General features: G+C 58.9%; 11 protein-coding genes and 1 pseudogene. 10 read left to right on the top strand and 2 right to left on the bottom strand.

Annotated elements, in window-relative coordinates; all coding sequences use genetic code 11:
* Positions 1 to 185: 185 nt before the first annotated feature.
* The 10 genes and pseudogenes from ACVIIW_RS09915 to socA form a co-directional block, all read left to right on the top strand.
* Positions 186 to 1388, top strand: a complete 1203-nt coding sequence (locus ACVIIW_RS09915) for a CaiB/BaiF CoA transferase family protein (RefSeq protein WP_456700569.1) — start codon at positions 186 to 188, stop codon at positions 1386 to 1388.
* Positions 1389 to 1732: 344 nt separating this feature from the next.
* Positions 1733 to 3049, top strand: coding sequence for a sn-glycerol-3-phosphate ABC transporter substrate-binding protein UgpB (ugpB, locus tag ACVIIW_RS09910; RefSeq protein ID WP_456700568.1), 1317 nt, complete (start codon positions 1733 to 1735; stop codon positions 3047 to 3049).
* A gap of 48 nt (positions 3050 to 3097) precedes the next feature.
* A complete protein-coding gene (ugpA, locus tag ACVIIW_RS09905) occupies positions 3098 to 3979 on the top strand; it encodes a sn-glycerol-3-phosphate ABC transporter permease UgpA (protein ID WP_456700567.1) in 882 nt (293 codons plus the stop codon).
* Positions 3979 to 4827: a sn-glycerol-3-phosphate ABC transporter permease UgpE gene (gene ugpE, locus ACVIIW_RS09900; RefSeq protein WP_456700566.1), complete on the top strand. Its 849-nt coding sequence runs from the start codon at positions 3979 to 3981 to the stop codon at positions 4825 to 4827. Before ugpA ends, ugpE begins: the two co-directional genes overlap by 1 nt.
* Positions 4828 to 4935: 108 nt before the next feature.
* A complete protein-coding gene (locus ACVIIW_RS09895; RefSeq protein ID WP_456700565.1) occupies positions 4936 to 6018 on the top strand; it encodes a sn-glycerol-3-phosphate import ATP-binding protein UgpC in 1083 nt (360 codons plus the stop codon).
* Between the two features lie 244 nt (positions 6019 to 6262).
* Complete coding sequence (locus ACVIIW_RS09890; protein ID WP_456700564.1) at positions 6263 to 6688, top strand: Hsp20 family protein; 426 nt, start codon at positions 6263 to 6265, stop codon at positions 6686 to 6688.
* Positions 6689 to 6739: 51 nt separating this feature from the next.
* Positions 6740 to 7012: a BQ00720 family protein gene (locus tag ACVIIW_RS09885; protein ID WP_456700563.1), complete on the top strand. Its 273-nt coding sequence runs from the start codon at positions 6740 to 6742 to the stop codon at positions 7010 to 7012.
* A 569-nt stretch (positions 7013 to 7581) separates the two neighbouring features.
* Entirely contained in the window at positions 7582 to 8988 is a 1407-nt protein-coding gene (locus ACVIIW_RS09880) for an HD domain-containing protein (RefSeq protein ID WP_456700562.1), read from the top strand.
* A complete protein-coding gene (locus tag ACVIIW_RS09875; RefSeq protein ID WP_456700561.1) occupies positions 8976 to 9491 on the top strand; it encodes a hypothetical protein in 516 nt (171 codons plus the stop codon). The genes ACVIIW_RS09880 and ACVIIW_RS09875 overlap by 13 nt, the downstream gene beginning before the upstream one ends.
* A gap of 91 nt (positions 9492 to 9582) precedes the next feature.
* Positions 9583 to 10017, top strand: a pseudogene (gene socA, locus ACVIIW_RS09870) (type VI toxin-antitoxin system SocA family antitoxin); the annotation flags it as partial.
* Positions 10018 to 10618: 601 nt separating this feature from the next.
* Here socA and ACVIIW_RS09865 read toward each other — a convergent pair.
* Positions 10619 to 12094: an Abi-alpha family protein gene (locus ACVIIW_RS09865; RefSeq protein ID WP_456700560.1), complete on the bottom strand. Its 1476-nt coding sequence runs from the start codon at positions 12092 to 12094 to the stop codon at positions 10619 to 10621.
* Positions 12091 to 12678, bottom strand: coding sequence for a ComF family protein (locus ACVIIW_RS09860; protein ID WP_456700559.1), 588 nt, complete (start codon positions 12676 to 12678; stop codon positions 12091 to 12093). The genes ACVIIW_RS09865 and ACVIIW_RS09860 overlap by 4 nt, the downstream gene beginning before the upstream one ends.
* Between the last annotated feature and the right edge of the window lie 136 nt (positions 12679 to 12814).

Here is a 12814-nt window from a genome sequence, read left to right as displayed (position 1 = left end):
CCGACGGTGGAATGGCTGGCCCGGGATCCCCGCGCGAGGTCCCTTGGGCCGGCCGCTTCCGCCCGTTTTTGCCGTGCCGCGGGATGCGGCGCGCGCGTGCATATCCCCCTCCGCAGCGAGGCATTGCTGGGGCGCACGAACCTCGCTAGGCCTGTGGCCAACATCGACACAGGGGATGTGAAGGCATGACTGAAGCCGTTTTGGGCGCAATGAGCGGACTGCGCGTCGTCGATCTCACGCGCGTGCTCGGCGGCCCCTACTGCACCCAGATCCTCGCCGACCATGGCGCCGACGTCATCAAGGTCGAGCCGCCCGCAGGCGACGAGGTGCGCGACTGGGGCCCTCCCTTCCACGAGGAGGACGCCGCTTATTTCGTCGGCATTAACAGAAACAAGCGCTCGATCGGCCTCGACCTCGCCTCCGAAGGTGGCCGCGTCGTGCTGCTCAGGATGCTGGAGACGGCCGACGTCCTGATCGAGAATTTCAAGCCGGGCACGCTGGAGAAATGGGGCATCGGCAACGATGTGCTCAGCCAGAAATTCCCGCGCCTCGTGCATTGCCGGATCTGCGGCTTCGGCGCCGACGGCCCGCGCGGCGGCAATCCCGGCTATGATGCCATCATCCAGGCCATGACCGGCATGATCGCCGCCACCGGCTCGCAAGAGAGCGGCCCGATGCGGATCGGCGTGCCCTTGGTCGACATCACCACCGGGCTCTATGCCGCAATCGGCATCCTGATGGCGCTGTCGGAGCGGCAGCGCTCGGGCAAGGGCCAGTTCCTGGAGACGACGCTGTACGAAACGGGCCTTGCCATCATGCATCCGCACACCGCGAATTATTTCATGCATGGCAAGCCGCCCTCGCTCACGGGCAACGAGCATCCCAACCTCGTGCCTTACGCGATCTTCCCGACCAAGACCGACGACATCTTCATCGGCGTCGGCAATGACGGCACGTTCCGCAAGCTCTGTAAGGAGATCGGCAAGGTGGAGCTCGGCACCGATCCGCGCTTCGCCCGCAACAAGGACCGCATCGCCAATCGCGAGGCGCTGCGCGCCGAGCTTGCCGCCGTGTTCAGCCAGCACGAGGCCGAGCCGCTGTGCAATCGCCTGCTCGCGGCCGGCCTGCCCGCGGGTCCCGTGCAGAGGATCGACCAGGCGTTGACCAACCCGCACACGATCGCGCGCGGCGATGTCATCGAGAAGGACTGGTACAAGGGCGTGGCTTCGCCGATCCGGCTCGATCGCAGCAAGCCGAGCCTGCGCCGCCTGCCGCCGAAATTCAGCGAGCACGCCCGGGAGGTGCTGGCCGAGTTCGGCTACTCAAAGGCAGAGATCGGCGCGATGGTCGAGAAGGGCACGGTCTGCGGGTCCGAGCGCAAGCGCTGAGTGGTGCGCTCCCTCTCCCGCGCGCGGGAGAGGGTCTCGCCGCAGCGGGACATTCCCTTGAGGAGAAAGCCCTCACCCGGCGCTTCGCACCGACCTCTCCCGCAAGCGGGAGAGGTTTTCGAGCTGCTCGATTTCGACTCACGTCATCCAATGCCGCAGTGCGGCGCATGCACGCATGTGCACTGCGAACGGAGGAGGCTGCCCAACCGCCTCTTCGCCTATTTGATGGCTTCCCTTCTGCAGCGCTTGCCGCTTTCGTTTCGGCCGCTTACACAGTCATGTGAACGTCATGTGGCGCTGCTAGCGCAAGCGCTTCTTTTTGACGCCTGAGGGAGGTTTTCTAGATGGCTCTTCGACATTTTGGAGCGGCTGCCGCATTTGCAGTCACGGTTGGCATGGGCGTCTCGCCGGCGCTTGCCGTCACTGAAATCCAGTGGTGGCACGCCATGACCGGCGCGAACAACGACGTCATCGTCAAGCTCGCCAACGACTTCAATGCATCGCAGAGCGACTACAAGGTCATCCCGACGTACAAGGGCAGCTACCCTGATACGATGAACGCCGGCATCGCGGCATTCCGCGCGGGCAACGCCCCGCACATCATGCAGGTGTTCGAAGTCGGCACCGCGACCATGATGGCTGCGACCGGTGCAGTGAAGCCGGTCTACAAGCTGATGGCCGACGCCGGCGAGAAATTCGATCCCAAGATCTACCTGCCGGCGATCACCGGCTACTACTCGACCTCGAAGGGCGAGATGCTGTCATTCCCCTTCAACTCGTCGTCGACAGTCATGTGGGTCAACCTGGACGAACTCAAGAAGGCCAATGTCGAGATCCCGAAGACCTGGCCTGAAACCTTCGAGGCGGCCAAGAAGCTGCACGACAACGGCCATCCGACCTGCGGGTTCTCGAACGCGTGGGTCACCTGGGTCAATCTCGAGCAGCTGTCGGCCTGGCACAACGTGCCGCTCGCCAGCAAGGCCAATGGCCTTGACGGCTTCGACACCGTGCTGAAGTTCAACGGGCCGGTCCAGATCAGGCATCTGGAGAAACTGATCGAGCTGCAGAAGGACAAGACCTATGACTATGCCGGGCGCACCAACACCGGCGAAGGCCGCTTCACCTCCGGCGAGTGCCCGATCTTCCTGAGCTCCTCGTCCTTGTTCGCCAACATCAAGGCGCAGGCCAAGTTCAACTTCACGGCCGCGCCGATGCCCTATTATCCCGACGTCAAGGACGCACCGCAGAACTCGATCATCGGCGGCGCTTCGCTCTGGATCATGGGCGGCAAATCGGCCGACGAATACAAGGGCGTGGCGAAATTCCTGACCTTCCTGTCGGACACCGATCGCCAGGTCTGGATACACAAGGCCTCGGGCTATCTCCCGATCACCAAGGCGGCCTATGAGAAGGCCAAGGCCGAAGGTTTCTACAAGGACCAGCCCTATCTCGAGACGCCGCTGCTCGAGCTGACCAACAAGGAGCCGACCGAGAACTCCCGCGGCCTGCGGCTCGGCAACATGGCGCAGCTTCGCGATGTCTGGGCGGAAGAGATCGAGCAGGCGCTCGCCGGCAAGAAGACCGCCAAGCAGGCGCTGGATGCCGCCGTCGAGCGCGGCAACACGATGCTGCGCCAGTTCGAAAAGACCGCCGTCAAGTGAGGCGATGAGTGGCGGGCCGGGACGCCGGCCTGCCACTCGGCTCAGATCATGCAAAAGCAAGCCATTTTCAAATCAAAGCTATTGCCCTACGTGCTGGTTGCCCCGCAACTCGCCGTCGTCCTGATTTTCTTCTATTGGCCGGCGCTGCAAGCGGTAATGCAGTCCTTCCTGCTGCAGGATGCCTTCGGTCTATCAACGAGCTTCGTCTGGTTCGATAATTACATCGAGCTGTTCAAGGACCCCGCCTATTTCGAGTCCATCGTCCGGACCTTCTTCTTCTCGTTCGCGATCGCGGTGTCGTCGCTGTCGTTTGCGCTGCTGCTCGCCGTCATGGCGGACAAGCCGCTGCGCGGCGTGATGCTCTACCGCACGCTGCTCATCTGGCCCTACGCGGTGGCGCCGCCGGTCGTCGGCGTGCTCTGGATCTTCATGCTGCATCCCTCGCTCGGCGTGATCTCGCGTTATCTGCGCGCCGCCGGGATTGACTGGAATCCGCTCCTCGACGGCAATCAGGCTGCGGCGCTGATCATCGTCGCCGCGGCCTGGAAGCAGATCTCCTATAATTTCCTGTTCTTCCTCGCCGGGCTGCAGGCCATCCCGAAGAGCGTGTTCGAGGCCGCCGCAATCGACGGTGCGCGCCCGATGCGGCGGTTCTGGACCGTGACATTTCCGCTGCTGTCGCCAACCATCTTCTTCCTGCTCGTCGTCAACATCGTCTACGCCTTCTTCGACACCTTCGGCATCATCGACACCATGACCCGCGGCGGCCCCGGCACGTCGACGGTGACGCTGGTCTACAAGGTCTACTCCGACGGCCTGCTCGGCGGAAATCTCGGCAGCTCGGCGGCCCAATCGGTGATCCTGATGATCCTGGTCATCGTGCTCACGGGAATCCAGTTCCGCTTCGTCGAACGCAAGGTGACCTACTGATGGTCGAGCAGGAGGGCTTTCGACGCTACGTCGCTCACGTCATTCTCTGGATCGGGATCGCGATCGTCGCATTCCCCGTGTACATCGCGATCGTCGCCTCGACCCAGGACAACGCGCTGATCGCCAACGGGCAGATGTCGCTGCTGCCCGGCGGCCATTTCTTCGAGGTGTACTACCAAACCATCTTCGTCGGCACGAGCGGCTCGACCCGCGAGCCCGTGGCCAACATGATGCTGAACTCGCTGATCATGGCGCTCCTGATCGCGGTCGGCAAGATCGCGATCTCGATCATCTCGGCCTATGCGATCGTCTATTTCCGCTTCCCGTTCCGGATGGCGATCTTCTGGATCATATTCATCACGCTGATGCTGCCGGTCGAGGTGCGCATCTATCCGACCTACAAGATCGTCGCGGACCTGCACATGCTCGACAGCTATGCGGGCCTCGCGCTGCCGCTGATCGCGTCGGCGACGGCGACGCTGCTGTTTCGCCAGTTCTTCATGACCGTGCCGGATGAATTGCTGGAGGCCTCGCGCATCGACGGCGCCGGACCGCTGCGTTTCTTCTGGGATACGCTGCTGCCGCTGTCGCGCACCAACATGGCGGCGCTGTTCGTGATCCTCTTCATTCTCGGCTGGAACCAATATCTCTGGCCGCTGCTGATCACCACGCGCGACGACATGCAGACCATCCAGGTCGGCATTCGCAAGATGATCACCACCACCGATGCGCTGACCGAATGGCCGATCGTGATGGCGACCGCCGTGCTGGCCATGCTGCCGCCGGTGTTCGTCGTCGTCGCCATGCAGAAATTGTTCGTGCGCGGTCTGGTCGAGACGGAAAAGTGAGGAGGCGAGTGGTGAGTAGCGAATGGCGAATGGAAAGCCCTTTGAGCGCTCTCGCATACGCAACTTCCCTGTTCGCCACTCCCCATTCGCTATTCGCTGGAAAAACCCATGGCTAACGTCACCCTGCGCAACGTCCGCAAGACCTACACCGGCGGCTTCGAGGCGATCAAAGGCGTCAACGTCGAGGTCGGCGACGGCCAGTTCTGCGTGCTGGTCGGTCCCTCCGGCTGCGGCAAGTCGACGCTGCTCCGCATGGTCGCGGGGCTCGAGACCATCACCGGCGGCGAGATCGACATCGGTGGCCGTATCGTCAACCAGGTCGAGCCCGCCGACCGCGACATCGCGATGGTGTTCCAGAACTACGCGCTCTATCCGCACATGAGCGTGTTCAACAACATGGCTTACGGCCTGCGCAACCGCGGCATGAAGGAGGCCGAGGTCAAGGCTCGCGTCGAGGAAGCCGCGCGCGTGCTCGAGCTCGCACCGATGCTGGACCGCAAGCCGCGCCAGCTCTCCGGCGGCCAGCGCCAGCGCGTCGCCATGGGCCGCGCCATCGTGCGTCAGCCCAAAGTGTTCCTGTTCGACGAGCCGCTGTCGAACCTCGACGCCAAGCTGCGCATCGCGATGCGCGTCGAGATCCGCAAATTGCAGCGCCGGCTCAACACGACGTCGATCTACGTCACCCATGACCAGCTCGAGGCGATGACGCTCGCCGACGTTCTCGTCGTGATGAATGGCGGCCAGGTCGAGCAGGTCGGCAATCCCCTCGCGATCTACGAGAAGCCGGCCACGACCTTCGTCGCCTCGTTCATCGGCGCGCCGCCGATGAATCTGATGTCGGCGCGAGCGGACGAGATCAAGTCGCAGCTCGGCAATGCGGGGGACGCCGGCATTCTCGGCATCCGTCCCGAAGACTTCGTCATCACCGACCAGACACCATCAGGCGGCGTTGCGCTGCCGCTGGCGGTGGAAGCGATCGAGCGTGTCGGCGCCGAGACCTTCGTTTACGGCTCACGCGCGCAGGACGCGCAGCGCGTGGCCGCCACTCCGGGCGAACTGCCGCCCGGTGACATCATCGTCCGCATTCCCGGAACCGAGGCGCCTGCCATCGGCCAGAAGATCCGCGTCGCCGCAGTCCGCTCCAAGCTGCATTTGTTCAGCGGCGACGGGCGGAAGCGGATCGAGGCCTGACCGGTTCCGAAAGGTCCTGCAGCCCAGGCCGCGAAAACAACCCCATGCACAGGAAAGCGGGCTCTGTTTTCATTGGGAAAAATTGCCCGGAAAATTCACCATCGCAACGCGACCCGTAAGAAGTGAATCCACAGCCCTGGGCTAGCTGCTTGAACCCCCACCGCGATATGCCCATATTGCTGACCAAGGGGCGCCACCGCGGGCCCCGACACACCAAAGTCGCTTCGAGAGGACTTTGTAAACTATGTCTCGTGTTCCAACGCTTTCCAGTCCGTTCCTTCTGGGCTTCGACGAAATCGAGCGCGTGCTCGATCGCGTCGTCAAGGGCGCCGACGGTTACCCTCCCTACAATATCGAGAGGTGTGAGCGATCGGACGGCCAGCCCGAGCGGTTGCGCATCACGCTGGCGGTCGCCGGATTCACCCGCGACCAACTCGATGTAACCATTGAGGAAAACCAGCTCGTGATTCGCGGGCGGCAGCAGGACGACAAGACCCGGCAATACATCCATCGCGGCATCGCCGCGCGCCACTTCCAGCGCACCTTCGTGCTGGCGGAGGGGATGCTGGTGCTGGGTGCGGATCTGAAGAACGGGTTGTTGTCGGTCGACCTGGCCCGGCCTGAACCGGAGAGGATCGTTAAGACAATCGCTATCAATGAGCACGAATAATGGAACGAGTAGCGGACTCGACCGCTTAGTTTTCCTGAAGGAGTCGAGACCATGAGTGAAGGTCAAGTTGTGTTCGAATATGAAGCCAGGAACGCCTCGCCCGAGACGCTGGCGAACCTCGGTGAAGGCCACATCGCCTATGTGAAGCAGATCCGCTCCGAGGATGTGCCCGGCCTGTTCCCCGAAGCCCCGAAGATCGCGCCCGGCCTCAAGCTGTTCGCACTCCATGCCGCCGACGGCACGCCGATCATGCTGACCGACAGCCGCGAAGCCGCCATCGCCAACGCCTGGAGCAACGAGCTGCAAGCCGTCAGCGTGCACTGAGCGCTACAAGCGTCGCACGAAGAGAGTTTTGACGGGCATGCCTTCGAACGAAGGCGTGCCCGTTTTGTTTTGGACACGCACCCCCTTCAGAGTCGACGCTGCTTAATATTGCCTCGATCGACCTCACGGGCCCTTCAGCCCCCTGCTGGCTGCGCGAGAGGTTAGGGGGCGCAGCGCTTCATAGCTATTTCTCTTTCGATGACGGTCCGCGAAAACCTTAGAGCGTTGTCACCATATTTTTGGAGAACTCGCCCGGCAAGTGGGGCCGCAAGAATCCGAAGGGATCAGGCGCCGGCAGGATAGAAGGTGCTTTGATTGGGTGCTTCTGACCCCGAAGCGCAGACTTGAGTGCTATCTCAGAACTTGAGCGGGACCTTTGGGGGAGGCAACATGCTGCTGCCCGAGGTCACTTCTCCCATGCGATCGTAATGGAACGTCTGCCGAGGTCGGGGTGCGCTCCCCGAAGAAACCGTCGTCCATCGTAAAAGAGCAGGATCAGAATAAGAATTGACATGTTCTTGTTTTGTTCTATGATACAACTTCGCTGCTCCCAGAGGTGATTCGCCGGAATGCCAAAGCAGCAGCGTATTCGCGACCCTTTGCACGACCTAATTGAATTCGATGTTGAGAGGTCGCAGGTCGAGGGAGTCCTATGGCGTGTTCTACAGACCCGTCCATTCCAACGGTTGCGCCGGATCAAGCAGCTCGGCTTTTCGGACTTCGTCTATCCGGGGGCAACCCATTCAAGGCTGCTCCACAGTGTCGGAGTGTTTCACACCGCGCGAAGATTGCTACGCGTAATCGAAAAGTATGTCCCCGCTAATGCCCGGGGGGATCAAGCTTTAGCTGCTGCGTTGCTACATGATCTGGGTCACGGCCCATTCAGTCATGCCTTCGAAAAGATCGGCGAGCGCTTTGATCTGAAGATGGCGAACCATGAGGCAGTGAGTGACATACTCATTCGGAGCGGTGAGGTATCGGAAGTGTTGCGTGATATGGGAAGCGGATTCGCTAACGACGTCGCCGATATGGTGAGCGGAAGTGGTGCGCCAACCATCTATTCCGCCGTCGTTTCAAGTCAGTTCGATGCTGATCGCCTCGACTACATGCGGCGTGATCGTCTTATGGTCGGCAGCCATCATGCTGGCATCGATTTCGAATGGCTGATGGCCAATATTGAGATAGGCGAAGTTCAGCACGGTGTTGACGAGACCTCGCTCAAACCTGTCCAGACATTTGTTCTCGGTCGTAAGGCAATCTTCGCTGCTGAAGCCTACGTACTCGGTTTATTTCAACTTTATCCAACTGTATATTTTCATAAAGCGACACGCGGTGCTGAAAAAATCTACACTGAGCTTCTCATTCGGATTATCACTCTGATCAAGAATGGATCGGTCGAGAAGACTGGTCTTCCGAAGTCTCATCCATTGGTTAAATTTGCACAGACGCCCGACGACATAGATTGCGCGCTATCTCTTGATGATACCGTAATTTGGGGCGGGCTTTCACTGATGGCTGAGAGCAGCGATAGGTGGATCGCAAATCTGTCCGCCCGCCTGCGCGACCGCAAATTGTATAAATGCATCGATGTACGAGCGAAGATTGCGCATGACAAAGGCGATGGCGCAGCCTCGTCGTCGGAGGCCGATGAAGTATGTGCGGGCATACGAGACGAGATTGTAAAGTGCTTGGATCAATGGTCGGCTTCATCGCCTGATGATCCTCCACGCATTCTAATCGATGAGGTGGAGCGATCACCCTACAAGGAGCTTACTGAGGGAGCGAAAGGGCCGCTCAGTCAAATCAATATTCGAACTGAAGGCGATCATTTGGCGGACCTGTCAACGCGGTCGAACGTTGTGGCCGCTCTGAAGACTTACAAGGCGTTCCGCCTCTATCACGCCGACGGCGATGAAGAGGCCAGAAAGAAAGCGACGGAAATTGTGGATGCGGGGATATCGAAATGGCCGGGATAGATCTAGCGCATGGCGCGGCAGCCATCGTTCGTGATGCAGGTGGCCACATTGTGGGCCGCACGAAGCTTCAGAAGATCGCGTTCTTTCTCGAAGCGGCTGGCGTCGGATCGGGGTTTCCGTTTCGCTATAAGCACTACGGTCCCTATTCAGAGCTGCTTGCTTCAGCAACTCAACACGCTGCGGCGTTACGTCTTATCGTAGAAAATGAGTCTGTCGCCGCTTGGGGTGGACTGTATTCAACCTTTCACACCCAGATGCCGAGCGATCCCTCTTCGCATCCTGCTCGCGTGCGTCTTGCGCACGAAATGGCAAACGCTGATGCCGTGGAACTAGAATTGGCTGCCACGGCTGCATTCCTCGCCTATGAGCGCTTCCCTGATCCGTGGGCGGAGACAGCCCGGCGGAAGCCGGAAAAGGCGGAAGGAGGTCGGCTGGACCGAGCGAAGCAGCTTTATTTCAAACTTCGCCAGATACCGACGCCTCATCCGCTTCCCGCGATCTGACATTTTGCTAACGTGTCTTCCTGCCGAAGAAACCTGGGGGAATATCCACTCGGATGGTGGCCGGGGAATCCAACTGGAATAGAAGCGAGCTGTGATCGACCAGCCGTATGACCCAAGAGCAATTGCCAACCTGATGCTTGATGAGGGGCATCGGAACGGAAGGCCGATCACTAATCTCGCCCTCCAAAAGCTGCTCTACTTTGCGCATGCCCTTTTTCTCATAGAGCGAAAGCAGCCGCTCGTGTCGGGCTACTTTGAGGCATGGGAATTTGGACCTGTCCATCCCGCCGTGTATCAGTCGTTCAAGGCAGCACGCGAGAGGCCTATCTCTTTTCGTGCTCAACGGCGGAATATCGTAACGGGCGCCACTGAGGACATCCCGCTGCCAGACGAGCCAACCGTTCGGCGGCACATTTGCCGCATCATGGCGCAATACGGGGCATTAACCCCTGGACAACTAGTAGCTAAGGGCGCGCCCTGGCACTTCGTGGTCGACAAACCCAGAGCGGGACTCGCCTTGGGGCTGCTTCAAAGTATCTCACCCACCATATCGCTATGTCCCACTTCGCAAATCGCTGGCGGAAATTCTGAATGTGCAGACTGGATTTCTCAAACCAGTTGATCGTCCTCCCTTTTCGTTAATCGCCCGAGCGATTGCTGCCGAATGCCGATCTGCTGAAGAACTGGCGGCCAACCTCAAAGTAGCTCACTCAGTTGGACGGACGCAGCATGGAGGTGCATTCACTCTCGGGAGGCACAGGAACTAAGCTCGTTTTCTGGTACTCCTTCTTCGTAATTAGAGAGGGCGAGCCTATGATTCCAGTCTTCGATCCTCGACGAACCACTACACGACTGACGCATCAAGCGCGTAGGTTTGTGTTTTCTACGATGCATGAGCGCATTCGTCTTTCGGACCCGGATTTTGCTCATGTGAAGCTAGCAATTTTTCAATTCTCGGCTCCAGAGAAGGGACCTCGTGTTCCCGTCGTGCATATGGATCAAGGCGTTCCGCTATATGGCTTCGATGAGCTCGAGTCTATGGTCGCTGAGACATACGAAATCTGGATGGACGTATACACAAGGTGCGTGAAAGAAGCCCCGCGTCGTCACGCAGGCGATGGTTTCCTTTAAGCGTGCGAGGCTGAGCTTCTAAGTTCTTTGCTCGTTGCTGCTTGTGGCGGCGAGCACTCCTTAACGAAGTCTAAGCCCAAATTGCTGACGGAGAACCAGCTAACCTCTGCTGCAGCTCCCGATGGCTTGGAGCGACCAAACTCGATCAATCGCTCTCGCTCTAGGATCTCCAACGACTCGTATTTCGCTTTTCCGGGATCGCCAAACTCCGAATAGAAGGCCTCGAGGTTCGGGAGGCCCCCTGTAATCGCATGCAAAATGCGGCCATACGTGAATGGCTGATCAGCTAGCAATTTTTGAAAGATAGCCCGACTCTTTTCTGTTGAGGCATCGGGCACATTGAATCTCACCGCAACCTTCTCGGCAATGCGACGATTCTGCTGCAAGTGATTATCGGGTTGCCACTTCTGAGGAAAGTTCGGGTCTCTCGCGCAGACCTCGTCTAGTAAGGCTATCTCGTCTGAACTCAAGCGACTGAGAATGTCGATGTAGGTCAGATGTCTAGCGTGATAGCTTTTTGAAGCGGAGACTAAAAGTGCCGCCCAGCGAGAATGCAAATCCGTGTCCATATCCTCTAGTGAGGCATGCTCCAAAAACGGAACAAGGAATTTGACGGGTGGTGGTGAAAGCTCTTCTTTGTTCAGCTCAGCGGCTCTCTTAGCAATCTGTGCGATCTCATAAGCTACTTCCGCACGCTGCAGCCTAAGCTGGTCGGCTCGCAGACCACGAGCCTCAGTAAACGGTCGAATGATATCGACGAGAGCATCCAGTGTCCGACCCAGAGATTCCTTAGGAATTTCTGCTTTGACTTCGACCTTAGCAGTTGCGCCCAATTCGACAGTGATGGGGGACTTAGCGGGCCCCTCCGCCTGCTCAGGCGATGTCACATCGTCTGAAGGTGCCCCTGCCGCCGCCTGATCGAGCCAGTCCGTCTGGAGCGACCCGGACAATAGTTTGCGTTCATCGCCGACCGCTCGCTCGCGCAGGCTATCGACAAAGCGCTGGTCGCATCCTGCAATAAAGGCCGACCAATCGTTTAACGTAGTAAAATTAAACGCAGCCCGTTGCGGTGTGTCGAAAAGCACAGCCTTCTTTCCGGCCTTGATTAGCCGAAGAACGTTGAGAACTGTGCCTGGACTTTGCCCGTCCCAAACCATAAGGCCGATATCGGCGCTCGATGCCATTTCCCGGTCCTTCGCTGCAAAGAACTTGAAGCCCTTCGTCTCTTTGCCCGGACTTACTAATTTCTGGTGCCACTCACCGAGATTGTTACGGCATTCATCGCCGGAGCAATAAACGGTCACCTTTTTATACGACGCATCCAGCAGATATTTTTGCAAAGCTTTATCTGCGCCCGGCGCGTCGCCGACGATGATGTCGAAGCCGCTGGCGATGATTGTTTCCAATCGCTGCGCGAGGGTCGCCGGTAACCTCGTTATTTTCCGTGATCCTCCAAGAAAGACTGTAGTCAACGGTTGCTCCGGGTCTTTGTTATTGTGAGGGCGTAGACGTTCGACGCCCTTCCATCCTTTCGCAGTACATCGGTGATTGCGTTCATCGTCGAACCAGATCTAAATAAATCATCGAAGAGCAAGATGTTCTTACCGGCTGTCTGCTTTGCATCGACGGTATAGAGGCCATCGAGTAGCTTCTTCCGTTCTTCGGGGTCAGTCACACCCTTCAGCTGAGCCGTCGGGCGCGTGGCAGTTATACACTGGCTCAATGGAAGTTTTAGCTTTGCGCTGAGCCCGTTCGCTATTGTTAGGACCGGCTGAACCGCTCGATGTGCCGACGGGGGAACCGGGACAATCAGGTCAAATTTTGAAAGACTGGGCTGAAGATATGCGGCAGCGGTATCGATAATCTCCTGGGCCGCTTGGAGGTCGCCGGAGTATTTGAGCCGGTACAGCAACTGGCCCAACTCGGATCGTTTGGTATCGAATACGTCATGACCCGCCTCGTTCACGCCCACTTTCACGCTACTCAGCGTGTGTATGTCCAGCGCAAACCCCTTTAACCAGCTGCCCGTTATGCTTTGTGGATTGGTGGTCGTCATGCTTCCTGCCTCTCTGGTTGCTTTCTTTTCTTGGACAACCAGTAGCATGTTCTACTGTGCATCTCGACTGTGTAAGAAGCGCTCGACAGCTTGCCGAAATTGATAGTAAGGTCAATTAGATAAGTGTCGGGTCAAC

The sequence above is a fragment of the Bradyrhizobium sp. USDA 4449 genome, assembly GCF_054056275.1.
Note: the sequence above shows the minus strand (reverse complement) of the source record. Positions and strands in the feature narration are given on the sequence as shown.